Source organism: Curtobacterium sp. PhB25 (assembly GCF_004365375.1).
Lineage (GTDB): Bacteria > Actinomycetota > Actinomycetes > Actinomycetales > Microbacteriaceae > Curtobacterium.
Map to the genome: position 1 here is coordinate 61,019 of NZ_SODR01000009.1, position 25,100 is coordinate 86,118.

The 25,100-nt window shown below is 71.6% G+C and carries 25 protein-coding genes; 11 read left to right on the top strand and 14 right to left on the bottom strand.

Annotated elements, in window-relative coordinates:
• Nucleotides 1-70: 70 nt before the first annotated feature.
• The gene (locus EDF51_RS16335) at nt 71-955 is read left to right on the top strand and encodes a VOC family protein (RefSeq protein WP_131880727.1); all 885 of its coding nucleotides are present in this window, start codon (nt 71-73) and stop codon (nt 953-955) included.
• An 18-nt stretch (nt 956-973) separates the two neighbouring features.
• Here EDF51_RS16335 and EDF51_RS16340 read toward each other — a convergent pair whose 3' ends face one another.
• The gene (locus EDF51_RS16340; RefSeq protein ID WP_123937517.1) at nt 974-1,759 is read right to left on the bottom strand and encodes an SDR family oxidoreductase; all 786 of its coding nucleotides are present in this window, start codon (nt 1,757-1,759) and stop codon (nt 974-976) included.
• Between the two features lie 127 nt (nt 1,760-1,886).
• On the opposite strand from EDF51_RS16340, the gene EDF51_RS16345 reads away from it, so the two are divergent.
• The 3 genes from EDF51_RS16345 (at nt 1,887) to EDF51_RS16355 (ending at nt 4,030) form a co-directional block, all read left to right on the top strand.
• On the top strand, nt 1,887-2,453 hold the full coding sequence (locus EDF51_RS16345; RefSeq protein ID WP_123937518.1) for a hypothetical protein: 567 nt from the start codon (nt 1,887-1,889) through the stop codon (nt 2,451-2,453).
• Complete coding sequence (lepB, locus tag EDF51_RS16350) at nt 2,450-3,070, top strand: signal peptidase I (RefSeq protein ID WP_123293649.1); 621 nt, start codon at nt 2,450-2,452, stop codon at nt 3,068-3,070. The genes EDF51_RS16345 and lepB overlap by 4 nt, the downstream gene beginning before the upstream one ends.
• Before the next feature lie 141 nt (nt 3,071-3,211).
• Nucleotides 3,212-4,030: a helix-turn-helix transcriptional regulator gene (locus EDF51_RS16355; protein ID WP_165918874.1), complete on the top strand. Its 819-nt coding sequence runs from the start codon at nt 3,212-3,214 to the stop codon at nt 4,028-4,030.
• A gap of 12 nt (nt 4,031-4,042) precedes the next feature.
• Here the strand turns inward: EDF51_RS16355 and EDF51_RS16360 are convergent, their stop codons facing one another.
• Entirely contained in the window at nt 4,043-4,363 is a 321-nt protein-coding gene (locus EDF51_RS16360) for a hypothetical protein (protein WP_123340134.1), read from the bottom strand.
• Between the two features lie 151 nt (nt 4,364-4,514).
• On the opposite strand from EDF51_RS16360, the gene EDF51_RS16365 reads away from it, so the two are divergent.
• The gene (locus tag EDF51_RS16365; RefSeq protein WP_131880731.1) at nt 4,515-5,720 is read left to right on the top strand and encodes a GAF domain-containing SpoIIE family protein phosphatase; all 1,206 of its coding nucleotides are present in this window, start codon (nt 4,515-4,517) and stop codon (nt 5,718-5,720) included.
• Between the two features lie 211 nt (nt 5,721-5,931).
• Here the strand turns inward: EDF51_RS16365 and EDF51_RS16370 are convergent, their stop codons facing one another.
• Nucleotides 5,932-6,801, bottom strand: a complete 870-nt coding sequence (locus EDF51_RS16370; RefSeq protein WP_131880733.1) for a phosphoribosylaminoimidazolesuccinocarboxamide synthase — start codon at nt 6,799-6,801, stop codon at nt 5,932-5,934.
• Nucleotides 6,798-8,066 (bottom strand): phosphoribosylamine--glycine ligase, encoded by a 1,269-nt coding sequence (gene purD, locus EDF51_RS16375; protein ID WP_131880735.1) that lies wholly within the window; start codon nt 8,064-8,066, stop codon nt 6,798-6,800. Before purD ends, EDF51_RS16370 begins: the two co-directional genes overlap by 4 nt.
• Before the next feature lie 57 nt (nt 8,067-8,123).
• On the opposite strand from purD, the gene EDF51_RS16380 reads away from it, so the two are divergent.
• Complete coding sequence (locus EDF51_RS16380; protein ID WP_131846930.1) at nt 8,124-8,486, top strand: sterol carrier family protein; 363 nt, start codon at nt 8,124-8,126, stop codon at nt 8,484-8,486.
• Nucleotides 8,487-8,708: 222 nt separating this feature from the next.
• Here EDF51_RS16380 and EDF51_RS16385 read toward each other — a convergent pair whose 3' ends face one another.
• Complete coding sequence (locus tag EDF51_RS16385; RefSeq protein ID WP_131880736.1) at nt 8,709-11,240, bottom strand: LuxR C-terminal-related transcriptional regulator; 2,532 nt, start codon at nt 11,238-11,240, stop codon at nt 8,709-8,711.
• A gap of 162 nt (nt 11,241-11,402) precedes the next feature.
• On the opposite strand from EDF51_RS16385, the gene EDF51_RS16390 reads away from it, so the two are divergent.
• Entirely contained in the window at nt 11,403-11,798 is a 396-nt protein-coding gene (locus tag EDF51_RS16390; protein ID WP_111085569.1) for a hypothetical protein, read from the top strand.
• Nucleotides 11,799-11,882: 84 nt separating this feature from the next.
• Here the strand turns inward: EDF51_RS16390 and purF are convergent, their stop codons facing one another.
• A complete protein-coding gene (gene purF, locus EDF51_RS16395) occupies nt 11,883-13,340 on the bottom strand; it encodes an amidophosphoribosyltransferase (protein WP_111085568.1) in 1,458 nt (485 codons plus the stop codon).
• 73 nt (nt 13,341-13,413) lie between these two features.
• Here purF and purM point away from each other — a divergent pair, with 73 nt between their 5' ends.
• Complete coding sequence (gene purM, locus EDF51_RS16400) at nt 13,414-14,511, top strand: phosphoribosylformylglycinamidine cyclo-ligase (RefSeq protein ID WP_123937526.1); 1,098 nt, start codon at nt 13,414-13,416, stop codon at nt 14,509-14,511.
• A gap of 242 nt (nt 14,512-14,753) precedes the next feature.
• Here the strand turns inward: purM and EDF51_RS16405 are convergent, their stop codons facing one another.
• A complete protein-coding gene (locus tag EDF51_RS16405) occupies nt 14,754-14,972 on the bottom strand; it encodes a DUF3073 domain-containing protein (RefSeq protein WP_111085566.1) in 219 nt (72 codons plus the stop codon).
• A gap of 158 nt (nt 14,973-15,130) precedes the next feature.
• Between EDF51_RS16405 and EDF51_RS16410 the strand changes: the two genes are divergently transcribed.
• Entirely contained in the window at nt 15,131-16,246 is a 1,116-nt protein-coding gene (locus tag EDF51_RS16410) for an NAD(P)-binding domain-containing protein (protein ID WP_131880738.1), read from the top strand.
• A 101-nt stretch (nt 16,247-16,347) separates the two neighbouring features.
• Here the strand turns inward: EDF51_RS16410 and EDF51_RS16415 are convergent, their stop codons facing one another.
• From EDF51_RS16415 to EDF51_RS16430, 4 genes are all read right to left on the bottom strand, one after another.
• Entirely contained in the window at nt 16,348-16,788 is a 441-nt protein-coding gene (locus tag EDF51_RS16415) for a DoxX family protein (RefSeq protein ID WP_131880740.1), read from the bottom strand.
• Nucleotides 16,789-16,897: 109 nt separating this feature from the next.
• Nucleotides 16,898-17,143 carry a DUF3072 domain-containing protein gene (locus EDF51_RS16420; RefSeq protein WP_131880742.1) on the bottom strand — a complete coding sequence of 82 codons (246 nt, stop codon included), beginning with the start codon at nt 17,141-17,143 and terminating at the stop codon, nt 16,898-16,900.
• Nucleotides 17,144-17,196: 53 nt separating this feature from the next.
• Nucleotides 17,197-17,952 (bottom strand): hypothetical protein, encoded by a 756-nt coding sequence (locus tag EDF51_RS16425; RefSeq protein ID WP_111085562.1) that lies wholly within the window; start codon nt 17,950-17,952, stop codon nt 17,197-17,199.
• Between the two features lie 11 nt (nt 17,953-17,963).
• Nucleotides 17,964-20,183 (bottom strand): APC family permease, encoded by a 2,220-nt coding sequence (locus EDF51_RS16430; RefSeq protein WP_123937529.1) that lies wholly within the window; start codon nt 20,181-20,183, stop codon nt 17,964-17,966.
• Nucleotides 20,184-20,313: 130 nt separating this feature from the next.
• On the opposite strand from EDF51_RS16430, the gene EDF51_RS16435 reads away from it, so the two are divergent.
• Nucleotides 20,314-21,102 (top strand): MerR family transcriptional regulator, encoded by a 789-nt coding sequence (locus tag EDF51_RS16435; protein WP_134195703.1) that lies wholly within the window; start codon nt 20,314-20,316, stop codon nt 21,100-21,102.
• Nucleotides 21,103-21,260: 158 nt separating this feature from the next.
• Here the strand turns inward: EDF51_RS16435 and EDF51_RS16440 are convergent, their stop codons facing one another.
• The 3 genes from EDF51_RS16440 to EDF51_RS16450 all read right to left on the bottom strand — a co-directional run bounded on the left by EDF51_RS16440 (nt 21,261) and on the right by EDF51_RS16450 (nt 23,547).
• Nucleotides 21,261-21,842: a PadR family transcriptional regulator gene (locus EDF51_RS16440; protein ID WP_111085559.1), complete on the bottom strand. Its 582-nt coding sequence runs from the start codon at nt 21,840-21,842 to the stop codon at nt 21,261-21,263.
• Nucleotides 21,839-22,759, bottom strand: coding sequence for a DUF4097 family beta strand repeat-containing protein (locus tag EDF51_RS16445; protein WP_134195704.1), 921 nt, complete (start codon nt 22,757-22,759; stop codon nt 21,839-21,841). Before EDF51_RS16445 ends, EDF51_RS16440 begins: the two co-directional genes overlap by 4 nt.
• 134 nt (nt 22,760-22,893) lie before the next feature.
• A complete protein-coding gene (locus tag EDF51_RS16450) occupies nt 22,894-23,547 on the bottom strand; it encodes a hypothetical protein (RefSeq protein ID WP_134195705.1) in 654 nt (217 codons plus the stop codon).
• Between the two features lie 61 nt (nt 23,548-23,608).
• On the opposite strand from EDF51_RS16450, the gene EDF51_RS16455 reads away from it, so the two are divergent.
• Nucleotides 23,609-25,060: a PLP-dependent aminotransferase family protein gene (locus EDF51_RS16455; RefSeq protein ID WP_131846941.1), complete on the top strand. Its 1,452-nt coding sequence runs from the start codon at nt 23,609-23,611 to the stop codon at nt 25,058-25,060.
• Nucleotides 25,061-25,100: the final 40 nt, after the last annotated feature.

The window sequence follows — 25,100 nt, forward strand, 5'->3', positions numbered from 1 at the left end:
CGAAACTCGCCGTGACCACCGATGCGCCCATTTGGTTGACGCGTCAACCAAATGGGCGCACACTGGTCCCATGCACACGCAGGACCTCCTCGCCGCCGACACCGGGATGGGTGCCGTCACCCTCCGCGTCGCGAACCTCGACCGGATGATCGGCTACTACCGCGACGGCGTCCAGCTCTCGCTGCTCTCGAACGAGGGCGGCGTCGCCGTGCTGGGGCGACCGGGCGCCGGTGGCCTGGCGGTCCCGATCGTGATCCTCGAGCACGCGCCGTCGATGCAGCACGCCGGCCCGCACGACGCCGGCCTGTTCCACACCGCGATCCTGTTCGACACGAGGGCCGACCTGGCCGCCGCGCTGTACTCGGTCGCGACGAAGTTCCCGCAGACCTTCACCGGCAGCGCCGATCACCTGGTGAGCAACGCGTTCTACTTCACCGACCCCGAGGGCAACGGCGTCGAGCTGTACTGGGACCGCGACCGCACGGAGTGGTCGTGGACGCACGGCATGGTCGACATGGACACGAAGTACGTCGACCCGAACGCGTTCCTCCAGGAGCACCTGACGGCTGACGCGCTGGAGTCCGCGCCGAACGCGCCGGGTCGGGTCGGCCACGTGCACCTGTCGGTCGGCGACGTCGCCAGCGCGAAGGACTTCTACGTCGACAAGCTCGGCTTCGCGACGACGGCCGGGTGGGGCGAGGCCCTGTTCGTCAGCGCCGGCGGGTACCACCACCACATGGCGATGAACACCTGGAACTCCCGCGGGGCCGGGCGCCGTCAGCTCGCGCTCGGGCTGGGGCTCGTGCGGATCGAGGTGCCCGGGTCGGACGACCTCGGTGCCCTCGTCGCACGCATGCACGACACCGGGGTGCAGACCGCCGACGACGGCCGGACGGTCGCGTTCGAGGACCCGTGGGCGAACCGCATCGAGGTGACCGCGCCCGGTCGCGGCTGACCCGGTCCGCCGCCCGGATCACGCGCGGTTCGAGATCCCGCCGTCCGACGTCAGCAGCTGCCCGTTCACCCAGCGCCCCTGCTCCGAGCAGAGGAACCCGACGAGTGCAGCGGTGTCCGACGGTCGTCCGAGTCGGCCGAGCGGCGTGCCCTCGACCGCCCAGCGCTTGACGTCGTCGGACATCCACCCGGTGTCGTTCGGGCCGGGGTTCACCACGTTCGCACTGACGCCGAGGCTGCCGAGCTCCTTCGCGGCACCGAACACGAGACGGTCGAGCGCCCCCTTCGACGCCCCGTACGGCAGGTTGTACGCGATGTGGTCGCTCGTCAGCGCGACGATCCGCCGGCGGTCCCGCGGTGCGGCGTCGCCAACTCGTTCGAGTGCGGCCGCGTACGCCTGCACGAGCAGGAACGGCGCGCGGGCGTTGACCGCGAAGTGCCGGTCCCACGACTCGACCGTCGTGGTCCGGACGTCCGAGTCGACCGATTCGCAGTGCGACATCACCAGCGCGGTGACGGGGGCGCCCGCCTCGGTCTCGGCGCGGCCGACCAGGGCGGCCGCCTGGTCCGGGTCCTCCAGGTCGACCGGGAGGCGCGTCACGCGTGCACCCACCGACTCGCACTCCTGCACGACGGATTCGACCCCGTCGGGATCCGCCCCACCGCTCACGCGGTCGTCGTACGGGCCCCACCACGAGATGGCCAGGTCCCAGCCGTCGGTCGCCAGACGGGTGGCGAGCGCCGCGCCGATGCCGGCTCTGCGGCCCACACCGGTCACCAGGGCGAGTGGTCGTGCGGACGTCATACGGGCCTCCTGTCCGGTGCGCCGTCGCACCGATCGCCACCCAGTCTGCCGGAACCGGCCACGCGCGTGGCCATCGCACTCGGTGTCCTGTCGGCGAGGACCGGCACGCGAGGGCCAAGATGGACGGATGCCACGCACACGACCACCGCTCGGACGCGGACGCGGACCCCGCGGCGGTCGTCCGGACCCGCGCGACCTGCCGATCGAGCACGTCCGCGACCGGATGTCGTCCTACATCTACGGCAACATCACGGTGCTCGCCGCCGCGATCGCCGTCGACCCGGCCGCGATCCACCACGGGTCGGCGATCTGGGCCGTCCTGGCGACCGCGGTCCTGACCTACCTGGCGCACGTGCTCGCGCACCTGGTGGCGCACGGCCTCGGCGGCGACGACTCCCAGACGGACGACGCCCGGCGTGAATCGGTCGTGACGATCATGCGGAACGCGAACCCGATCGCGACGTCCGGGCTCATCCCCGCGGTGCTGTACGCGGTGGCGTGGATCGGGTGGATCCCGACGGGGTGGGCGCAGACGGCCGCCCTGGTCATCCTGGTCGTGCGCATCGGCATGGTCGGCGTCTTCATGCAGCGGTTCAGCGGCAAGCGGCCCACGTTCCTCGGGCTCTGGGGCGGCATCGTGCTGGCCGCCGTGGCGTTCGTGATCGGTCTCGTGAAGGTGGTGTTGACGCATTGAGCGCCACCGAATCCGAGCCGAAGCCGAAGCGGGCCGGCTGGAAGTTCCTCCGCGACCTCGTCGTCATCGTCGTCGTGGCGCTGCTGGCGTCGTTCCTGGTGAAGACCTACCTGGTCCGGTCCTTCTACATCCCGTCCGCATCGATGGAGAACACGCTGCTCATCGGCGACCGCGTGCTCGTCAACGAACTCGTCCCCGGCGCCGTGCCGTTGCAGCGCGGTGACGTCGTCGTGTTCCAGGACCCGGGCGGCTGGCTCGGCACCGGGCAGGGCGACGACCTGATCAAGCGCGTGATCGGCCTGCCCGGCGACACCGTCTCGTGCTGCGGCACGGGCGGACACCTGTCGGTGAACGGCCACCCGGTCGACGAACCCTACGTGGTGCCCGAGATCGGGTCGGACCGGGTCTCCGGCACCGACTTCGACATCACCGTGCCGAAGGGGCGCATCTGGGTGATGGGCGACAACCGGTACAACTCGGCGGACTCCCGCGTGCACGGCACGGTGCCGGTCGACGACGTGGTCGGTCGTGCGTTCATCACCACGTGGCCGGTGTCGCGGTGGACGGTGCTCTCGCGGTACGCCGACGAGTGGGACCAGGTGCCGGACCCGTCCTGAGCGGCCCTGAGCGGCCCTGAGCGGTCCGGGGCGGTTCGGGGCGGTCGTTGCCCGCCCCGGTCGTCCGGTGCGGTAGCGTTCCGATTCCCGTGCCGGACCGTCCGCAGCGGGGTGAGCGGAGGCACTGTTCCGATGGACGCTGTGCCCTTCGATTACGTGACCGGGGGTGACGCAGAGCTGTCGATCCGGCGCATCGGGACGCACGGACACCGCTCCGGCACGATCGGCCCCCGACCGGACCACGTGGTCTTCTGGCTCGCCGACGGCCGTGCCCGCCTGACCGCGGACGACGGCTCGAGCTGGGACGTCGGCGCCGAACGCCCGATGATGCTCTCCGCCTCGGTGGCGTACGGCTTCGATACCGACGCCACGGCGATGACCCTGCTGCACCTGTCGCCGGCGTTGCTCGGCGGACGCGACGGCGACGGCGGCGGCGACCGCCCATCGGCCGAGTTCCGGCAACCGGACGCCGCCGACCCTCGGATCGAACCCCTCCGAGCACTGCTCCGCGACGTCACCGGTCGCGTCCTCGACCCCGCGCTGCCGGTCGACGAGCGAGCCGCCCTGAACCGACGCATCGCGACGGTCGTGCTGTCGACGTTCTCGCCGTCACGGTCCGACGTCGAGCACCGGATGCGTCGTGCGATCCGCTTCGTGCACGACCAGGCCGACCAGCCGCTCTCGGTGGCCGACATCGCGGACTCGTGCGGCCTGAGTGAGCGCGGCGTGCAGGACCTCTTCCGCCGGCGGCTCGCGGTGACGCCGATGCAGTACCTGCGCGAGGTCCGGCTCGACCGGGTCCACCTCGAACTCGGCCGATCGCGTTCGGGCGGGCTGCTGGTGAGCGACGTCGCCCGGCGCTGGCAGTTCACGCACCTCGGTCGCTTCGCCGCCCACTACCGCGCACGCTTCGGCGAGCAGCCGCACGAGACGATCGCGCGGGGTCCCGGCGCAGTCTGAACCGACCCGCGCTCAGCAGCCCGTCGTCGTCAGGGTGACCGTCGCGACGGCGTCGTTCGTCACCGTCGTCGTCTGCGGGCACAGCGAGCCCGCGCGGACCGTCACCTTGCCGAGCGGGACGCCCGCGAAGTCCGCGGTGCCTCCGGGGAACACCCGCTGGTGCTCGGAGAGCTTGCCCGTCGACGCGAAGACCTTGACCTCGTACGGGTGGTCGGCGGCGTTGTCCGACACGGTGACCGAGACCTGGCCGGTCGAGTCGTGGGCGCCGCACCCCGCGAGCGTCACCAGAGCCGCCGCAGCGAGGGCGACAGCGGGCAGGACACGGCGGGACACGCGTCCAGGGTAGTCCGACGCCGGGCCGCGCCGGGTCGCGCCGATCCAGGGTCGACGGCCGAGCGCTCGGCGAGCCTGCCCCGCGGACTGGGGTGGTGCGTCCTCCGTAGTGGGGACAGGCCCTGTCCGGTTGGCGCGTTAGCGTGGGTGTATGCACTCGGAGACAGCGACGACCGTCCCAGTCACCGGCGCGACCGACGCCGTGCGCCGCGCAGCGCTGCTCGCCGCACTCGACGTGGTCGAGGGTGGCGCCGAAGAGCGCTTCGACCGGATCACGCGCATCGCGCGTGAAGCCCTCGGTGTCTCCGGCTCCTTCCTGAACCTGGCGGGCGAGACCTCGCTGACCATCAAGTCCCAGCAGAGCGACAGCCACTTCGGACCGGTCATCCCGCTGCAGGACACCTTCTGCGGGCGGACGCTGGGGGAGCGCGGCCCCGTGCTCGTGCCGGATGCGCGCATCGACGCCCGCTACTCCGACATGCCGATGGTCGTCGGCGACCCGAACGTGCGCTTCTACGCCGGGGTCCCGCTGCGGCTCGGCGACGACGACGTCAAGGTCGGCACGCTCTGCCTCATCGACCCGGAACCGCGGACCCTCGACGCCGACGAGGTCGCCCTGCTCCAGGAACTCGGTGTCTGGGCCGAGCGGGAACTGGCAGCCGGCGCCGACGAGGACCGCCTGCGGTCCGTGCTCGCGGGGCTCGAACCCGGCACGGTCGACGTGCCCGGCTACCGGATCGCCGGGCTGTCGGTGCCGCACGGCGTCGTCTCCGGCGACTTCCACGACTGGCACCGTTCGGGTGACGACGCCGTGCACCTGACCGTGGCGGACGTCATGGGCAAGGGCATGTCGGCTGGGCTGCTCGCCGCGAACATCCGCGGTGCACTGCTCGCCCGCGGCGACCTGGCACCCGACGTCGCCGTCGCCGAGCTCGAGGCGCAGGTCGCACCCGACCTCAGCCGCGCCGAGTCGTTCGCGACGATGTTCCACGGCCGGCTCACGCCCTCGACCGGCCGGATCGACTTCACCGACGCCGGACACGGACTCGTCCTGCAGCTCCGCGACGACGGCGCCGAGCGGATCCTGCGGTCGTCGGACCTGCCGATCGGGCTGCACCCCGCGGGCATCGAACGTGCCTCCGGGTCGCTCGTCATGCGCCCGGGCGACGTGGTCATCGTGGTCAGCGACGGCGCGCTCGAGCTGTGGGACTCCACGCTCGCGTCGCTGTCGCAGCTCGGGGAGCTCTACCGCGGCTCGCCGGACATCGCGACGTTCCTGCAGCGGGTGCGGTCACGTGCGGTCGACCACGACCCGGGCGACGACCTGACCGTCGTCGTGGTCGCGCGCGACCTCTGACGACGAGCCGTCGGCAGGTCGTCGGCAGGTCAGGACTGGTCGCTCGTCGACTGGTCACGACGTGCCGTCGGCGCGCCGCCGGACGGTCACGAACGGTCGGGTACCGGGGGCCTGAACGACGGCTCGTGACCGGTCGCCGGACGTGAGCGGGGTGTCGTGACCGGTCGGGGCCGGCTCGGGGTCCGCGCAGCAGGCCCGCAGCAGGAACCGACTAAGCGCCGAGGCGCTCGATGAGCTCCGCGTAGCGCGCGGCGGTGCGGGACACGATCGCCTCGGGCAGCACCGGGGGCGTGCCCTGGCGGTCCCAGTTGGCGCTGAGCCAGTCGCGCACGATCTGCTTATCGAAGGAGTCCGTCCGACCGTCGGCCCGGGCGTCCCAGTACCGGCTCGAGTCGCTGGTCAGGACCTCGTCCGCGATCCGGATCCGGCCGTCGGCGTCCTGCCCGAACTCGAACTTGGTGTCCGCGATCACGACGTCGCGCTCGAGGGCGATCGCCGCTGCCTCGGTGTACACGTGCAGCGACAGGTCGCGCAGGGTCGCCGCGACCTCGGCGCCGACCAGGTCGACGGTCTGCTCGTACGAGATGTTCTCGTCGTGCTCGCCCTGCGGTGCCTTGTAGGCGGGGGTGTAGATCGGCTCGGGCAACCGGTCGCCGTTCGACAGCCCCTGGGGCAGGGCGACGCCGCAGACGCTGCCGGACGCCTGGTACTCGGCCCAGCCGCTGCCGACCAGGTACCCGCGCACGACGCACTCGACGGGGAACATCTCGAGCGGCATGACGTGCATCGACCGCGACTCGACCTCGGCCGGCACGGGGGTGCCACCGGACGACGGGCCGATGATGTGGTTCGGCACGTCGCTCAGCTGCGTGAACCAGAAGCGCGACAGGCGGGTGAGTAGTTCGCCCTTGCCGGGGATCGGTGGCTCGAGGGCGAAGTCGTAGGCACTGACCCGGTCGGACGCCACGAGCAGCAGCTCGGACGCACTCTGGAGGTCGGCGGTACCGGTCGGCACGTAGAGCTCGCGGACCTTGCCCGACGAGACGTGGTCCCAGCCGGCGATCACGGGCGCGGCGCTCATCGGGTGACCTTCGCGGCGATGTCGGTGCGGTACTGCGCGCCCTGCAGGGTGATGTCGCCGAGACCCGCGTAGGCGCGCTCGCGCGCCTGGGCGAAGTCGGCTCCGGTCGCGACGACGCTGAGCACGCGACCGCCGGTGGCGACGAGCGTGTCGTCGAGCACCCCGGTGGCGGCGTGTGCGACGGAGACGCCGTCGCGGGCGTTCGCGGCGTCGATGCCGGTGATCGGACGGCCGGTCTGCGGGTTCTCCGGGTAGCCCTCGCTCGCGAGCACGACCGTGACGGCTGCATCCGGACGGAACGAGGGTGCCGGGGTCCCCCCGAGCTGGCCCGTCGCGGCGGCGAGCAGCAGTCCGCTCAGCGGCGTCGCCAGGCGGGGGAGGACGACCTGGGTCTCCGGGTCGCCGAAGCGGGCGTTGAACTCGATGACCCGGACGCCCTGCTCGGTGACGATGAGCCCGCAGTAGAGCAGCCCGACGAACGGGGTGCCCTCGTGCTCGAGGCGACGGACGGTGGGCAGCGCGACCAGCTCGGTGACCTCGTCGACGAAGGCCTGCTCGGACGCCCAACGATCGGCCAGCCACGGCAGCGGCGAGTACGCGCCCATGCCGCCGGTGTTCGGTCCGAGATCGCGGTCAGCCAGGCGCTTGTAGTCCTGCGCGGGGCTGAGCGGGCGGACGTCGTGGCCGTCGCTCAGGAAGAACAACGAGACCTCTTCGCCGTCGAGGAACTCCTCGACCACGACGTGCCCGTGCTGCAGCCAGTAGGTGGCGTGGTCGATCGCGGCCTGACGGTCCTCGGTCACGAGGACGCCCTTGCCCGCGGCCAGCCCGTCGGCCTTCACGACGTACGGTGCGCCGAGCTCGTCGATCGCGGCGATGGCCTCTTCCGCCGTGCCGGCGTACACCGGGCGGCCGGTGGGCACGTTCGCCTCGGACATGATGCGCTTCGCGAAGGCCTTCGAGCCCTCGAGCTGCGCGGCGGCCTTGCCCGGCCCGAAGACCGGGATGCCCCGGCTGCGGACGGGGTCGGCCACACCGGCGATGAGCGGCGCCTCGGGCCCGACGACGACCAGTTCGACGCCGTTCTCGATCGCGTACTCGGCGACGAGCGCGCCGTTGGTGGGGTCGAGGGAGACGGTCTCGACATCGGCGGCGATGCCGGCGTTGCCGGGAGCAGCCGTGATGACGTGGCCCGCCTGTTCAGCGAGGAGGGCCGTGATGATCGCGTGCTCGCGGGCACCGGAACCGAGGACGAGGATTCGCACCCGATCACCCTACCGATCAGGACTCTCCCGCCGCGAGGCGACGGCTAGCCTGTGGAGATGCCACCCAGGAGGATCGAGGACGCCGCCGGCCGCGCCGCACTGACCGCGGTGCAGCAGGGCGACACGGCACGGGCGACCGTCGCGACGGCCGTCCGGTGGACCCTGCAGCGCCTCGCCGACGACGTGCCGGGCAACAGCGTCGAGGTGCGGGTGCCGCCGTTCGCCGCGGTCCAGGCCGTCCCCGGCCCGCGCCACACCCGTGGCACGCCGCCGAACGTTGTCGAGACGGACGCCACGACCTGGCTCGCGCTCGCGACCGCTGAGCTGACCTGGGACGAAGCCGTCGCGCAGTCACGCGTCAGCGCTTCCGGCTCGCGTGCGGACCTGACGGCGTTCCTGCCGGTGCGGGTCGCGCTCTAGTCGCGTTCAGCACTACCTAGGCGGACGAACCGAATTAGGTAGTCCCTACCGATGCGGGCGCATGCACTGCGAACCTACGCTTGAAGTCGCCGGGATTCGGACCCGACCCGAACGGGTCCGAACCCGGCGACAGGGACCAAGGTACGCGATGTTCCACACAACGTGTCAACCGCCGCGGCGCGTCGTGCTGCAATGCGCAACGTTCTTGCGTCACGAGTGGACTCAGAAGAGTCCGGCGAGCTCCGAACGAGCATGCAGGTCCCACTTGCCGAACACGCGCGACAGGTGCGCGTCGATGGTCCGCGTCGAGAGCCCGAGCTCCTCGCCGATCAGGCGGTTGCTCAACCCCTGCGCCGCGAGCTCGGCGACCTGGTACTCGCGGTTCGTGAGCGGTGGTTTCGGCCGGCCGGCCGTGACCGCCATGCCGTGCGACGCGAGCGCCCCCTGCGCCGCGATCACCCGCGTCCGGTCGCGTGCGGTCAGGGCGTCGGCGTACTCGACGATCGCCGCGGCGAGCGGACCGTCGACCCGAGCCGCTGCCTCGCGCATGCGACCGAGCGAGGTACCAGTCTCGCGTCCGTTCAGCATGTCCATCGCGTAGTGCAGCGTCTGCGCGTACATGACGTGCGTCCACCCACCGCTCGCCGTCCCGCGGTCGATGATGTCGTCGGCGTGCCGGAGCCCGGCCGGGTTGCCGAGCACCGCCTCGGTCCAGGCGATCGTCACCGCGACCTGCTCGCCCGTGATCCGCATCGCCCGCTGCGGGGTGGCCCTCGCCCGGTCGAGCGCACGTGTCGCGTCCTCGGTTCGACCGGCGTAGGCGTACGCCATCGCGAGTCGTGCCCACGGGTAGGCCGCGAAGCCGCCGTGGTCCGCGACGTCGTACCGCTCGCAGGCAGCCGAGAACGCCGCGATCGCGTCGTCCCAGCGCCGTTGGCCGATGGCGAGGTTGCCGTCGCCGATGAGCTCGAGGGTGAAGTCGTACTTCAGGTACGGGTTCGACCGGCGGACCGGCACCTCGGTGAGCAGGTCGGCGAGGTCGCCGCGCCAGACCTGCACCTGGTGCAGCACTGAAAAGATCTCGCCGACGCTCCACGGTGCGTCCTCGAGGTGCTCGATCGCGGTGGCCAGTGCCCGGCGACCGAGGGCCGAGGCGTCGTCGAGCCGGCCGGCCGTGGCGAGCGCCATGATCGCGCAGGGGGCGACGCACAGGAACGCGAACGGGATGGTCGGGGCGTGCACGATGCCGCTGCGCTCGAGTTCGGCCCGCACCTCGTCGAACCGTCCGCCCCACCCGAGGTGTGCGAGTCGCAGCAGGCGGAGCCGTTCGACCGCGTCGCCGGACACCAGCCGGCTGGCGACGTCGGTGAGCGCGACCGCTGCCAGCACGTCGTCGTCGTGGAACTGCCGGATGTTGGCGAGGATCTCGCAGGCCTCGACCACGAGGGCGTCGTCCACCGTGCCAGGGTCCGCGCGGGCGACGGCCCAGGCAGCCTCGGCGTCGGCGCGACCGGCCTCGCGCCCGTCGGTGTACGAGTACGCCAGCGACCGCAGGCAGCGCGCGGCGACCTGCTCGTTCGGGTGCAGCGTCCGCCGGAGCGCTGCGGAGGCGAGGGCGATCGCGCTCTCGTGCTCCTGCAGCCGCACCGCGACCTGCGCCGCGTCGAGCAGCTGCTCGACCGGGGGCACGACACCGCAGTCGAGTGCCCAGAGCGCTGACCGCAACCGTGCGGCGGGCGGGGCGCCCTCGGGACTGTCGGTGCGGAAGGCGTTCGCGCGGGCGAAGAGTGCCGTGCGGCGGGCGACCGGTACCAGGCCGCGGATCACGTCGCCGACGAGCGGGTGCTGCGGACGGGCCACCGCGGCGCCGTCGTCGAGCGAGTCGATCCGGACCAGCCCGAGTGCGACCACGCGGTCGACGTCGCCGCCGCTGACCAGGCCGAGCAGCCGCGCGAGCGGGATGGGGTCGGCCAGTGCCACGATGTCGACGACGTCGCGCAGGTCCTCCGGCAACGAGCCGAGTTCCGTCCGGTACATGTCGGCGAGGCTGTTCGACGCCGTCACCCGGCCGCGCCAGTACCACCCGGACGCCGTGTGCTCGAGGGCACCCGAGGAGCGGGCGGCGCGGACGACCTCGCGCAGGTAGAGCGGGTTGCCGGCGGTCGCACGGTGCACCCGCTCGGCCGAGGCGTTCTCGAGCTGCGAGCCGAGCGCCTCGGCCACCAGGGCCGACGTCTCGCGCAGGGTGAGCGGCTCGAGGTCGATGCGCTCGAGCAGGTCGTCCTGCCACAGGGCGCGGAGCGGCTCCGGCAGCGCGGTGAAGTCACGGCAGGTCAGGACGAGCCGCGCACCCTGGTGCCGGACGAGCCACGCCACGTACCGGGCGGAGATCGCGTCGAGGTGGTCGGCGTCGTCGACGCGCAGCAGGACGTCGCGGTCCGCCAGGTCGGCGATCGCCCGGAGGCGCTGCTCGGCCCCGGCGTCGTCGGACAGTTCGGACAGGGTCGCCGGCAGCTCACCGAAGCGGTCCGAGATCGCGCCGAAGGGCATCGACCGCCCGGAGGCGACGGCGGTGATGGGCACCACGACCGTGCGCCCGGTGGCGTCCCGTCCGGCGACGCGGTCGGTGACGCGGGCGGCGACGGTGCTCTTGCCGAGACCCGGGGCGCCGACGAGCGCGACGCTCCACTGGTGCTCCGCGACGACGGACACGGCACGGTCCTCTTCGTGGCGCTGCATCACGGGCCAGGTCACGCGCGCCGGGGTGCTCGGGGTGCGACCTCGCCCCCGTACGGTCCGTTCTCGCATCCGTGTCACCTCCAGCCCTTGGGATACCAACGCGTACGGATCATCCTCTCCTGGATCGGACTGCGCGGACAGGCCGGGAGACGTCCCACAGTGGGGGACAATGGGTGGGTGAGCAACACCGATCGACCCGACGACCAGCCGGTCCCGGCCCCTGCGCCGAACGCCGTCTCCACCTCTGACGAGGTCACGATCCGTCGTGCCCCGAAGTTCGGGGTGTTCATCGTCGGCGGTGCGGTGCTCGGGTTCATCGCGACCCTGATCGTCGTCTCGCTCACCATGAACCTCGGTGGCCAGCAGGAGGAGTCGAGCTTCGGCAGCCTGGTGGGCTACTTCAGCCTGTGGGGCGTCACGATCGGTGCCTTCGTCGGCGCGGTCGTCGCCGTCGTGTTCGACCGGGTCTTCGCCCGGCGCGCGGCCCGCCTGACGGCGGAGCGTGTCGAGGTCGAGTTGCCGCCCGAGACGGTCGACGGCGAGATCGACGAGCACGGCGACCAGCGGCCGTAGCCGCAACCGTCTTCGGACAGGAGGCCCGTTGCCAGCTGGCAACGGGCCTCCTGTCCGTCCGTCTGGCTCCGTTTCGGACGCGACCTAGCTGAGCTGGTTCGCCTCGACCCAGGACAGGTACTCCGGGCTCACGGTGCCCGTGACGTACTCGCCCGTGAAGCAGCTCATCTCGAGGTCGGTCACGTCGGAGCCCTCGATGATGGCGTCCCGCATGTCGCCGATCTCCTGGTAGATCAGGTGATCGCTGCCGAGCACGCGGTTGATCTCCGGGATCTTCCGGTCGTGCGCGATGAGCTCGTCGCGCGTCGGCATGTTGATGCCGTACACGTGCGGGAACCGGACCGGGGGAGCGGCGCTCGTGAAGGTGACCTCGTTCGCACCGGCGGCGCGGGCCATCTCCACGATCTCCTTGCTCGTCGTGCCGCGCACGATCGAGTCGTCGACGATCAGGATGTTCTTGCCCTTGAACTCCGACGACATCGCGTTGAGCTTCTGCCGGACGGACCGCTTGCGCTCCGCCTGGCCCGGCATGATGAAGGTCCGGCCGACGTAGCGGTTCTTGTAGAAGCCCTCGCGGTACTCGATGCCGAGCTTCCGCGCGACCTGCATGGCGGCCGGTCGGGACGAGTCCGGGATCGGCATCACGACGTCGATGTCACCGGTCGGCGCGTACTGCTCGATGGTGTCCGCCAGCCGGTTGCCGAGGCGCAGGCGGGCGTCGTAGACCGAGATGCCGTTCATGACCGAGTCGGGACGGGCCAGGTACACGTACTCGAACGAGCACGGCACGAGCCGCGGGTTCTTCGCGCACTGCCGGGCGTGCATCTGCCCGTTCATCTCGATGAAGATCGCTTCGCCCGGGGCGACGTCGCGGACGATCTCGTAGCCGCCGGACTCGAGCACCAGCGACTCGCTCGCGACGACCCACTCGGGCTGGCCGGCCTCGTCGAACTTGTGGCCGAGGATGAGCGGCCGGATGCCGAACGGGTCGCGGAAGGCCAGGAGCCCGTGGCCGGCGATCGTGGCGATCGTGGCGTACGAGCCCTCGACCCGCTCGTGCACGCGCTCGACGGCGTCGAAGACCTGCCCGGGATCGAGGTCCGTGCCGCGGACCTGTCCCTGCAGCTCGTGCGCCAGCACGTTCACCAGGAGCTCGGTGTCCGACGTGGTGTTGAGGTGCCGACGGTCGATGTCGAACAGTTCACGCGTCAGTTCCCGCGTGTTGGTGAGGTTGCCGTTGTGGACGAGGACGATGCCGTACGGCGCGTTCACGTAGAACGGCTGCGCTTCTTCCTCGTTGCTCGCCGCGCCCTTGGTGGCGTAGCGCACGTGGCCGAGGCCCATGGTGCCGAGGAGGGCGCGCATGTCACGGGTTCGGAACGACTCCCGCACGTGGCCGCGGGTCTTGTGCATGTGGTGCACGTGACCCTCGACCGTGGCGATGCCCGTCGAGTCCTGCCCGCGGTGCTGCAGGAGGAGCAGTGCGTCGTAGATGGATTGGTTGGCGGGGCCCTGTGCAACGAGGCCGACGATGCCGCACATTCGCGGGTGTGCTCCAGACCGTAGAATCGGGGGGTACCGAACAAGTCTGCCATGTCACCGCGAAGGACTCCGCATGCCCAACCCGTACGCCGAAGCCGGAGTGGACACCGCTGCCGGTGACCTGGCCGTCGAACTCATGAAGTCCGCAGTCGCGGCGACGCACAACAGCCACGTGCTGGGCGGCGTGGGCGGCTTCGCCGGACTCTACGACGTGTCGTTCCTGAAGGACTTCTCACACCCGTTGCTCGCGACCTCGACCGACGGCGTCGGCACCAAGGTCGCCATCGCCCAGGCGATCGACAAGCACGACACCATCGGGCAGGACCTGGTCGGCATGGTCGTCGACGACATCGTGGTGGTCGGTGCGAAGCCGCTGTTCATGACCGACTACATCGCCTGCGGGCGCGTCGTGCCGAACCGCATCGCCGACATCGTCGCCGGGATCGCCCGCGGCTGCTCGGCGACGGGCACCGCGCTGGTCGGTGGCGAGACCGCCGAGCACCCCGGGCTGCTCGGCCCGGACGACTACGACGTGGCCGGCGCCGCGACCGGTGTCGTCGAGGCCGGTTCGCAGCTCGGTGCCCACCTGGTGCAGGACGGCGACGTCGTGCTCGCCATCGAGTCGTCCGGGCTGCACTCGAACGGGTACTCGCTCGTCCGGCACATCCTGGCGTCGCGCGGGGTCGGGTACACCGACCAGCTGGCCGAGTTCGGCGGCGTCTCGGTCGGCGAAGCCCTGCTCGAGCCCACCCGCCTGTACACGACGCCGCTGCTGGAGCTGCTCGAGCAGCACCCGGGCGCCGTGCACTCCCTGTCGCACGTGACCGGTGGTGGCATCGCGGCGAACCTGGCGCGCGTGCTGCCCGTCGGCTCGTGGATCGAGGTCGACCGCTCGACCTGGCAGCCGCTTCCGGTCTTCCGCGTGCTCGCCGACATGGCCGGCACGCCGATCGAGGACACCGAGGGCACCTGGAACCTGGGCATCGGCATGTTCGCCGTGGTGTCCGCCAGCGCCGCGGTGGACGTCATCGAGTCGCTCGGCGTGGCCGGGATGCCCGCGTGGCCCGTCGGCACGATCGCCACGTCGGCCCGCGACCTGACCGGCTTCGAGCAGGGCGCCAAGGGCGTCGACGGCGGTGCCGTGCGGCTCGTCGGGAGCTACGCCGCCTGAGCGAGCCGGCCACGCCCGTCACGCAGGCCGCGTGGCGGGCGTTCGTCGTGCCTCCAGGCCGCACGACCTGCCGTCAGGTGTCCGCCGAGTGGTCACGAAGTGCCGCTCGGTCCGGCCGCGGGCGGCACTTCGTGACCACTCGGCGTTCCCCGCGTGGGGAGTCGTGACCGGTCCGCGTCATCCGCGTGGGCACGCAGAAACGCCGCGCTGCCCGGAGGCGCGCGGCGTGACGGCTGTGCCGGTCAGGCGGACTTGTTCTGGTCCGCTTCGGTCTCGAACTCGTCGGATTCGTCTGCCGCTTCGGGACCGTACTGGTCCGCCCAGCGGTCGACGAGATCGTCATCGGAGTGTTGTCCGGCGGAGAGCTCCTGCTCGAGTGCACCGTAGTTCGTCTGCGGGCTGAAGTACTTCAGCTCACGGGCGACCTTGGTGTGCTTCGCCTTTTGACGGCCGCGCCCCATGCGTGACCCCCTCGTTCGGCTCTGGTCCGGTCCTGGCGAATGACGGAAGATCACTCGGGGAACCAGACGGTTCGTGGTTTGAAATCTGCCGATCACTCTACCATGTACCTCGATCTGGACGTCGCCGCGACGGCTCCGCGCACAGGAGAATCGAAGTGATGACCGAACCCCTCGAGAACCCAGCCGACCAGTCCGCCCGTGTCGTCGTCATCGGTGCGGGGCAGGCCGGACTGTCGGTGGGATACCACCTGCGCCGGCTGGGGCTCGTGCCCGGCACCGACCTGGTGCTGCTCGATCGTGCCCCGAGCACGGGCGGCGCCTGGCAGTTCCGGTGGGAGGCCCTGCGCCTCGGCGCGGCGCACCGCGTGCACGACCTGCCGGGGATGCGGGCGATGGGGCTGCAGTTCGACGACGCCGATCGGTCACGACCCGCCCGGGACGTCGTGGGGGAGTACTACCGGCGGTTCGAGCAGCACTACGACCTGCGGGTCCGGCGTCCGGTCTCGGTGCCGTCGGTCTCGCGCACCGCAGACGGCCGACTGTGCGTCACGACCCGCTCCGCCGACGGCACCGAGACCCGGATCCGCGCCGACGTCGTGGTGAACGCATCGGGCACGTGGGGCACGCCGTTCGTGCCGTGGTACCCGGGCCGAGGCGCGTTCCGCGGACGACAGCTCGACACGACCGAGTACCGCAGCGCCGCGGAGTTCGCCCGGCAGGACGTCGTCGTGGTCGGCGGCGGGACGAGTGCCATCGGATTCCTGCTCGAACTCGACGGCGTCGCCCGGTCGACCCACTGGTTCACCCGACGGCCGACGGTGTGGGCGGACTCGTCGTCGCTCGACCTCGAGTCGGCGGTCGCAGCGGTCGACGAGCAGGACCGGGCGGCCCGTGCCGGCGAGGTGCTGCCGAGCATCGTGAGCGGCACGGGCGTGCCGGTCTCGCGGCGGATCCGCGCGGGCATCGACCGCGGGGTGCTTCGCGACCAGCCGATGTTCACCCGGATGGACGAGACCGGCGTGGTGACGGCCGACGGCGCGCACGTGCACGCCGACGCGGTGCTCTGGGCGACCGGGTTCCGGGCCGACCTGCGGCACCTCGCGCCGCTGCACCTGCGGACCGCGGCCGGCGGGGTCGTCGTGGCGGACGGGCGCTCGGTCGACGAGCCGCGGTTGTTCCTGGCGGGCTACGGGCCGCAGGCGTCGACGATCGGGGCGAACCGGGCCGGACGGCTCATCGCCCGCCAGGTGATGGACGTGCTCGCCGCCGCGTGAGCCGCTCCGCCTGGTGCGAGGTTGACCACCCGGTGCGAGGTTCTTTCGGCGCACCGAGTGATCAACCTCGCACCAGGGGGCGCAGGGCGGCGCAGCGCGGGTCAGGCGGGCAGGGGCTCCTGCACGCCACGACGGCGACGGGACGACGCCAGGAACACGGCGTCGAGCGAGAACCGCCCCGGGCCGGTCAGCGCCACGACGAGCGACCCGACTGCCAGGACGAGCACGTACTCGAAGCCGCCGTCCTGCGAGTAGAAGCCGGACGACGCGTGCGCGAGCAACCCCGCGACGACCATGTCGACGGCGAGCAGGACGCCCACGACGCGGGTCGCGATGCCGAGCACGAGCAGCACACCGCCGACGAGTTCGAGGCCCGCCACCAGGGGTGCAGCGACGTCGGCGAGCGGGACGCCCATGCCGGAGAAGCCCTGGGCCACGTTCGGGATGCCCTGGGCGAACTTCTGCGCGCCGTGGGCGATGAACACCACCCCGAGGACGATGCGGAGCGCGGTCAGGCCGATGGAGGTCGATGTCGTTCGCATGGCCACGAAGCTAACCGGTGACGCGTCATCGAACCCCCTCGTCCGGGGGTCTGCCCGGACATCACCAGAACATGCCCAGGCTGGGGTCCGCCGAAGGGCGGACCCGCTCTCAGGAACCCGTGGCGTCCGTGCCGCGTCCGGTCTGCTGCTGCAGGCGGTCGATGTGCTCCGAGGCCTCGGCCTTGGTCAGGTCAGCGGAGAGCTCCTCGCCGGCTTCGCGGGCCAGGGTGTCGAGGTAGCTCCGCTGGGGTCCGGTCATCGGCTCGTCACCGGTGACCCACTGCTCGGGGTCCTTGCTCGCGTCGGTCGACGGGTCCGGACGGGCGCCGCCGAGGGTCTCTTCTGCATCACTCATGCCGAGGACGCTACGCCGCACCTCCGACGCACCCCGCAGGCCCTTGTCCCCCGTCAGACCGGCGTGGCCGAGTACCGCACCAGGTCCGGTCCGACCGCACTCGTGGCGATCGGCACGGTCCGTCCCTCGCGACGGACCCAGATCGTCGCGGCCTGCTCGTCGATCCGCTCGACCTCGTGCAGCGAGCCGTCGAGCAGCACGGTCGCGGACACCACGACCCGGCCGCTGGACGGCCGCGGGGGCAGACCGGGGACGTCGTCGTCGTACGCCGCGTACTCGCCGGGCTGCAGGAACGGGGACACCGGAGCGGTCACGACCTCGAAGCCCTCGTCGACCTCGGCGACCGCCACGAGGCGCACCGCCTGGTCCGTCGGCAGGGGGACGTCGACCACCCAGGGCGCCTCGGAACCGGCCAGTGCGCGGAAGGCGGGGCGACCGTCGGGGGCGAGCCGTGCCTCCAGGCCGTCGATCCGGACCCGTCCGCGACCGCGCGAATCGGCGTAGAGACCGGGCTCGATGCCGGACTGCCGCGCTTCGAGCCGGGTGATGACCACGCGGTCCGGGCGGTACCAGTCGCGGAGCGTCGACGGGTCGACCCACCCGACGCTGGGGACGCCGCGCGACAGCGCTGCCGACTCGTCGGCGGCGCGCTCGTCGAGCGCACCCAGGGGGTGTTCGCCGCGCACGGCGACGAGTCCTTCGTGGCGGCTGCCCGCGACGGGCTCGTGGTCCAGCACCTCGACGCGCTTCGACACCTTGCCGCCGTGGCCGTCGAACGTGGCGAACGTCCGCAGGTCGGTGATCGTCATGACGTCAGATGCTACGACTCGTCGCCCCGGCGCGGCGAGGTCGGCACGAGCGCGTGCAGCTCACCGGTGCACTGCGCGGGGTCGACGCCTTCGGCGGGACCGGCCGGTCGGGTCGCGCGACGCGGCTGCAGGCTGTTCCGCTGCGCGGACCGGGCCAGGCGATCGTCGACGACACCGTCGACCGGCGCTCCGGCCGAGCCGGCGAGGGACCGGCGGAGCGGCGGCCGCACGGGCTCGCCGCGACGCTCCTGGCCGGGGAGCGGACGCGACCGGCGGCCGTACAGCAGCTCGGACGAGTCGAGCAGCCACGGCACCAGCGCCACGGTGACGCCGTGCACGAGCAGGAGCTTCTTGCGGATGCGACGACCGCGGTGGTTGTGGAGCAGGCCCTCCCACCAGTGACCGACGATGAAGATCGGGGTGTAGACGGTGACGACCTCGGAGCCGTGCTCGAGCCGGTGCGCCTTGATGTACTTGATGAGCGGCATCGAGATGTCGCGGTACGGACTCGGCACGATGGTCAACGGCATCCGGATGCCGTACTCGGCCCACTGGTCGCGCAGGTTCTGGGCGTCGGCGTCGTCGATCGCGACGTGGACCGCCTCGCAGCTGGCATGCTCGGCGGCGATCGCGTAGTCGAGGGCCTTCAGCACGGGCTTCTGCAGCTTGTTCACGAGCACGACGGCGTGGTCGCCGGTGGCACCGAACTCGGTCTCGACGTCGGCCTCGATCTCGTGCGAGACGTCGCGGTAGTAACGGTTCACGCCGAGCATGAGCACGTACAGGATCGGCATGATCAGGAACACGAGCCAGGCGCCGTGCGTGAACTTGGTGATCGTGACGATGACCAGGACGACGAGGGTGAACGTGGCGCCGATCGCGTTGATGGTGCGGGAGCGCACCACCTGCGCGCGGTTGACGGACGGATCGGCGGTGCCGGCCCGGTCCGCGCGCAGCAGTCGCGTCCAGTGCACGACCATGCCCGTCTGCCCGAGGGTGAACGACACGAAGACGCCGATGATGTAGAGCTGGATGAGGCTCGTGACGTTCGCCCGGTACACCACGAGCAGCGCTGCGGCGACGAGCGCCAGGACGATGACGCCGTTCGAGTAGATGAGCCGGTCGCCGCGGGTGGACAGGGCCTTGGGGGCGTAGGAGTCGCGGGCCAGGATCGAGCCGAGCAGCGGGAACCCGTTGAACGCCGTGTTCGCGGCGAGGAGCAGGACCGCCGCCGTCGTCGCCTGGATGACGAAGAACAGCACCGAGTTGTCACCGAACGTCGCCGCCGCGATCTGGGCGATGAGGGAGCGCTGCGGCGTCGTGGCGCAGTCCGCGAACCCCTGCAGGTCGCAGGCGCGTTCGGCGTAGTGCACGCGGGACACGAGCGCGAGCGTGATGAGCCCGATGAACAGGACGATCGCGATGCCGCCCATCGCCACCAGGGTCGCCTGCGCGTTCTTGATCTTCGGGCGTCGGAAGGCCTGCACGCCGTTCGCGATGGCCTCGACGCCGGTCAGGGCCGAGCAGCCGGAGGCGAAGGCCCGGAGGAGCAGCAGGATGAACGCCGCCTGCGTCGTGTGCTCGACGTTGTCGACGGTGTACCCGGCGGACTCGGCGACCGGTGCGTGCCCGGCGGCGACGCGGACCAGTCCGGTGACGACCATGACGAACACCGACGCCACGAACAGGTAGGTGGGGATGGCGAACGCCTTGCTCGACTCCCGCACGCCGCGCAGGTTCGTGGCGGCGAGGAGCACGACGAACACGAGCGCGAGTTCGACGCGGACGTCGTTCAGCATCGGCAGGGCCGAGATGATGTTGTCCACGCCGGATGCCACCGACACGGCGACCGTCATGACGTAGTCGACGAGCAGCGCGCTCGCGACGACCAGCCCGGCCTTCTCGCCGAGGTTCCGGTGCGCGACCTCGTAGTCGCCGCCGCCGGACGGGTACGCCTTGATGAGCTGCCGGTACGACGCGACGACCACCACGAGCAGCAGCACGACGAGCGCGGCCACCCACGGTGCGAAGGTCAGGAACGACATCCCGCCGAGCAGCAGGATCATCAGCAGTTCCTGCGGTGCGTACGCGACGGAGGACAGCGGGTCACTCGCGAAGATCGGCAGTGCCAGGTGCTTCGGGAGGAGCTGTCCTTCGAGCTTCTCAGAGGGGAGGGGATCCCCGATCAGTCGCGCTTTCAGCGACCGGACCTCGTTCGTCACGAGCGGCAAACCTACTCAGTTCCGGGCGGGAGTCAACACGGGTGCCCGGGCGGTCATTCCCGCTCGGTCGCGTGTCGTCGACGTCGCACCCCGATCACCTCTTGCGGTTGACGTTGCGTCAACCTCTACGGTGGGCTGCATGAGGGATCCGTCAGACATCGCCACCGCAGCTGCGAAAGCACCGCACGGCATCGCCGACGTGGCGCGATCCGCCGGGGTGTCGAGCCGCACGCTCCGCCACTACGACGCCATCGGGCTGCTGCCGGCCACCGCCGTCGGCGACGGCGGACTCCGCCGCTACGACGACCGGGCACTCGTCCGGCTGCAGCGCATCCTGCTGCTGCGCGGCCTCGGCCTCGGGCTGCCCGACATCCGCCGGGTCCTCGACGGCGAGCAGGACGACGTCGCCGCGCTCACCGCACACGTCGCCTGGCTCGAACGCGAGCGGGACCGCCTCGCCCGGCAACTCGCCGCCGTGCGCACAACCATCACCAGGATCGAGAACGGGGACACCATGAACGCCACGGACACCTTCGACGGGTTCGACCAGACCCGCTTCAAGCACGAGGTCGAGGAGCGCTGGGGAGCGGACGCCTGGCAGCGCGGCACCGCCTGGTGGGACGCGAAGGACACCGCGGGCAAGCAGGCGTTCCAGGACGAACTGCGCGCGATCGCCCAGGACGCCGCAGCGCTCGCCGCGTCCGGCGACGGCCCGGACTCGCCGGCCGCGCAGGCACTGGCGCGGCGGCAGTTCGCGTGGCTCGCCGAGTCGACGCCGCCGGCGGACCTCACTGCGGAGCGGTTCCGGACACTCGCCGAGATGTACGTGCACGACGAGCGGTTCGCGCACGCCTACGACTGGGCCGGAGCGGGTGCGGCACGGGCGCTGCGCGACGCGATGGTCGCGTTCGCCGACGGCGGGCTGTAGCGCGCGCACGGCGGGCTGGGGCGCGCGAACGGAACCGGGTTCCGGTCACGACACCCCGGATCGGCGTGGTGCTGTGTCCGGAACCTGGTTCCGTGGGTGGGGCGGTGCGACGGGCGGCCGGGAGGCTCTGGTCGCGACCACCTGTCGGCCGCGGGCCGTCAGAGCGACTTGCGCAGGGCCTCCAGGCCGTCACGCAGACGCGTCACGGTGTCCGCACGGAGCGTGCCGCGGGTCGCACGTCGGCGCAGGTCCGCGCGGACCTGCTGCCGGAACGACGACAACGCCATCTCGAGCTCGCGCAGGGCGCGGGCGCTCTCCGACGGCACCGAGACGGGGTCCTCGTGGGAACCGGTGCCGGGGCTCTCCGCCGAGGCGGCGAGGTCTGCACGGAGGGAGCGCATCGCCTCGCCGACCGAGGCACGGACGCCGTCGGCCAGGGACTTCACCGAGTCGGCGACCCCGGACTCGACCGCGGCGATCTCGTCGGCACGGGCCGCGAGTTCGGTGCGCCCGGCCTCGGTGATCGCGTAGACGGTCTTGCGGCCGTCGGCGGTCTTCGAGACAAGGCCCTCTTCCTCGAGCTTCGCGAGCCGCGGGTACACGGTGCCGGCGCTCGGCACGTAGGTACCGCCGAACCGGTCGCCGAGGGCCTGGATGAGCTCGTAGCCGTGCATCGGGTGGTCCGCCAGCAGCACGAGCAGGTACAGGCGGAGGTGGCCGTGGGCGAAGACGGGACTCATGCGGGCACCTCGCCGTCGTTGGTCGGCGCAGCCGGGTCCGTCGGGGCGGTCGGAGCAGTCGGCGGAACAGGGGTGGTCGGCGCGGCCGGGGTCGTCGGCGCCGCGGTCTGGTCCGCTGCGACCGGCGGGGCATGCAGCACCGCGATGTCTCCGGAGACCGAGATCACGCGCAGGTCGAGCCACTGGCCGGCCAGCTCGCCACCCTGCTTGACGTACGAGCCGCGCACGCCGCGGATCTCGGAGTCGTCGAACTGCAGCTTGCCGGACGCCGTGCTGACGGTGCACTGGTAGGCGACACCGTCCTCGAGCCGGACGCTCACGCCACCAGAGACCGTGTTGACGCGCGCCGACTCCGGCACGCCGTGCAGGTCGAGCACGACGTCTGCCGAGACACCGTCCGCCTGGAACCGCGGGATCTCGCCCGTGGCCACGACGTCACCCGAGACCGTGTGGACCGTCAGCGCGCCGTCGAGCTCGCGGATGGTCGTCGCGCCCGAGACGGCGTTGACCGTGACGTCGCCGGCGACACCGTCGACGACGAGGTCACCGGACACCGTGTTGAGCATCGCTCCGCGGTTCGTGCCGGACAGCAGCGCACCCGCCGAGACGACGCCCAGGGTGACCGAGGCGTCGCGGGGGACCAGGATGCTGACGTCCGCGTGGGCCTTGCCGCGGAACGACTTGAGGAACCCGATGGGGTCGTCCCACCGGATCTGCGGGTGGTCGACGGTGAGCGTGTCGCCGTCGACCTCGATCTTCAGTTGCTTGCCGGACACGCTGTGGACCTCGACCCGTGCGGTGGGTTCGTCGTGTGCCACGACGTCCACCTGACCACCGACGAGTCCGACACGGAGTGTGCGGACGATGCCGGTGTCGATGACCTTGGGCTCGTCGACGAGCCACTTCTCCTGCGTCACGTTGCTTCCTCCAACTCGCGTTGTATCGCGTCTGTGCGAGTCACGCTATATCGCGACTCGACGCGGCGCAAGGATGCCGGGCGGATGGTGAGCAGAAATGATCGGGTGGGGCCCTGCGACCCGACCATTCCTGCTCACGAAGCGTGCGCGACGGAGGTGGGACGGGCCTCCCGGACGACCCAGTGCTCGGGGCTCCACGGGAACCGCCGGAAGAACGGCATGAGCGGCTGCACCATCGGACCGATCGCGAAGGCGGCGATGACGGTGCCGGCCCCGACGTTCCCGCCGAGGATCCAGCCGACGATGACGACCGACACCTCGACCAGCGTGCGCGCGAGCCAGAGCGGCCAGCCGAGGCGCTCGTGCAGCCCGACCATCAGGCCGTCACGGGCGCCGGTCCCGAAGCCTGCTCCGATGTAGAACGCCGTCGCGACGGCGAGCAGCACCAGTCCCGCGACGAACAGTGCGATCCGGGCGAGCAGTCCGGACGGCTCCGGCACGAGCCAGAGCACCAGGTCGGCGCTCGGCCCGATCGCCAGCGCGTTCAGCAGCGTGCCGATGCCCGGCTTCTGGCGCAACGGGATCCAGAAGAGCAGGATCACGCCGCTCGACACGACGGTGATGACGCCGAACGACCACGGCACCACGTTCTCGAGGCCCTGCGTCAGGACGGTCCACGACGAGACGCCGACGACCGCTCGGACCTGCAGCGCGGTGGAGGCGCCGTAGAGGAACAGGCCGACGAAGAGCTGGACGAAGCGGAACGTGAGGGCGGTGCTGCGGGACATGGGTTCATCGTCGATGCGGATTGGACTGCTGGTCGAGAGCCAATCGCGCTACCGTGGACCCATGACACCCGTGCTGCTGAGTGCCCGATCTGCTGCCCTGCTGCTCACCGACTGGCGCGACGGCACCGACGCCCCGGCGTACGAGGCCCTGTCCGACGCCATCCGGGTGCTCGTCATCGACGGCCGGGTCGCGCAGGGCGTGCGACTGCCGGCGGAGCGTGGGCTCGCGACCGCGCTCGGCATCTCCCGCACGACCGTGGCGAACGCGTACGCCCGGCTGCGGTCCGACGGGTTCGTCGTGTCGGTCCGTGGCTCCGGCAGCGTGGTCCACCTGCCCGCGTCCCTGATCGGTCGTCCCGACCCGGAACGGCTCGGCGGGGTGGTCGACGGCGAGCTCCTCGACCTGCGCAAGGCCGCGCTGCACTCGGCACCGGGGATGGCCGAGGCCGTCGAGCGGGCGGTGCGACACGTGCCGGCGGCGCTCGCCGGCATCGGGTACGACACCGTCGGCGACCCCGGGCTCCGTGCCGCCATCGCCGACCGGTACACCGAGCGCGGACTGCCGACCGATCCGTCCCAGGTGATCGTGACGATCGGCGCGCAGCACGCCATCGCGCTGCTCGCCCGGGTGCTCGTCCGTCGCGGTGACGCCGTGCTCGTCGAGTCCCCGACCTACCCGCACGCGCACGAGGCGTTCCGCGAGGCCGGCGGACGGCTCGTCGGCGTGCCCGTCGATGCACGGACCGGGTGGGACGCCGCCGCGCTCGAGACGACGCTGCGCCGGACCGCGCCGGCCGTCGCCTACGTCATGCCCGAGCTGCACAACCCGACCGGTGCGACCATGTCCCCGTCCACCCGCCAGCTCCTGCTGTCGGTCGCAGCATCGGTCGGCACGACGGTGGTCGCCGACGAGACGATGGGCGAGCTGCGGATCGACGGCGTGCCGTCGCTGCCGCTGGCAGCAGCGGACCCGTCGGGCGCGTCGGTCGTGATGATCGGGTCAGCCGACAAGGTCTTCTGGGGCGGCCTGCGGATCGGCTGGATCCGCGCCGCACCGGCCCTCCTGCAGCGGCTGCTCGCCGCCCGCCCGACGGGCGACCTCGGCACGCCCGTCCTCGACCAGTTGGTCGCGCGGGAGCTGGTCCCACGCACGGCAGCCGTCCTGGAGGCGCGGCGCGAGTACCTGCGACAGGGTCGCGACGACGTCGTGGGCGCGCTCAGGGCACGACTCCCGGAATGGGACGTCCCGTCGCCCGCAGGTGGGCTGACGACGTGGGTGGGCCTCGGCCGTCCGGTGTCGAGTGCGCTCGTGCTGGCCGCGCGGTCCGAGGGGGTGGTGCTGGCCTCCGGCGGGGTGTTCGGCCCGGACGGCGGGTTCGAACGGTTCCTGCGGGTGCCGTTCACGATGGCGCCGGCGGACCGCGGCCGTCTGGTGGACGTGCTCGACCGGGCGTGGGCGCGGGTCGGCGGGGAGTCCGCCGGGGTGCGGGGGTCGCTCGCCGCGGTGGTGTGAGCAGTCGTGGGGTCATCCTCTGGGGTGAGGGGCTGGGGTC

Bases quoted from the DNA above. Each gene is read 5' to 3' on its own strand.
- EDF51_RS16455 (WP_131846941.1), top strand. From the start codon at position 23,609: ATGACACCCGTGCTGCTGAGTGCCCGATCTGCTGCCCTGCTGCTCACC.
- EDF51_RS16415 (WP_131880740.1), bottom strand. From the start codon at position 16,788: ATGCGAACGACATCGACCTCCATCGGCCTGACCGCGCTCCGCATCGTC.
- EDF51_RS16425 (WP_111085562.1), bottom strand. From the start codon at position 17,952: ATGACGATCACCGACCTGCGGACGTTCGCCACGTTCGACGGCCACGGC.
- EDF51_RS16410 (WP_131880738.1), top strand. From the start codon at position 15,131: ATGACCGAACCCCTCGAGAACCCAGCCGACCAGTCCGCCCGTGTCGTC.
- EDF51_RS16345 (WP_123937518.1), top strand. From the start codon at position 1,887: ATGCCACGCACACGACCACCGCTCGGACGCGGACGCGGACCCCGCGGC.
- EDF51_RS16370 (WP_131880733.1), bottom strand. From the start codon at position 6,801: ATGAGCGCCGCGCCCGTGATCGCCGGCTGGGACCACGTCTCGTCGGGC.
- EDF51_RS16340 (WP_123937517.1), bottom strand. From the start codon at position 1,759: ATGACGTCCGCACGACCACTCGCCCTGGTGACCGGTGTGGGCCGCAGA.
- EDF51_RS16420 (WP_131880742.1), bottom strand. From the start codon at position 17,143: ATGAGTGATGCAGAAGAGACCCTCGGCGGCGCCCGTCCGGACCCGTCG.
- purM (WP_123937526.1), top strand. From the start codon at position 13,414: ATGCCCAACCCGTACGCCGAAGCCGGAGTGGACACCGCTGCCGGTGAC.
- EDF51_RS16440 (WP_111085559.1), bottom strand. From the start codon at position 21,842: ATGAGTCCCGTCTTCGCCCACGGCCACCTCCGCCTGTACCTGCTCGTG.
- EDF51_RS16365 (WP_131880731.1), top strand. From the start codon at position 4,515: ATGCACTCGGAGACAGCGACGACCGTCCCAGTCACCGGCGCGACCGAC.
- purF (WP_111085568.1), bottom strand. From the start codon at position 13,340: ATGTGCGGCATCGTCGGCCTCGTTGCACAGGGCCCCGCCAACCAATCC.
- EDF51_RS16335 (WP_131880727.1), top strand. From the start codon at position 71: ATGCACACGCAGGACCTCCTCGCCGCCGACACCGGGATGGGTGCCGTC.
- EDF51_RS16380 (WP_131846930.1), top strand. From the start codon at position 8,124: ATGCCACCCAGGAGGATCGAGGACGCCGCCGGCCGCGCCGCACTGACC.
- EDF51_RS16450 (WP_134195705.1), bottom strand. From the start codon at position 23,547: ATGTCCCGCAGCACCGCCCTCACGTTCCGCTTCGTCCAGCTCTTCGTC.
- EDF51_RS16435 (WP_134195703.1), top strand. From the start codon at position 20,314: ATGAGGGATCCGTCAGACATCGCCACCGCAGCTGCGAAAGCACCGCAC.
- EDF51_RS16405 (WP_111085566.1), bottom strand. From the start codon at position 14,972: ATGGGGCGCGGCCGTCAAAAGGCGAAGCACACCAAGGTCGCCCGTGAG.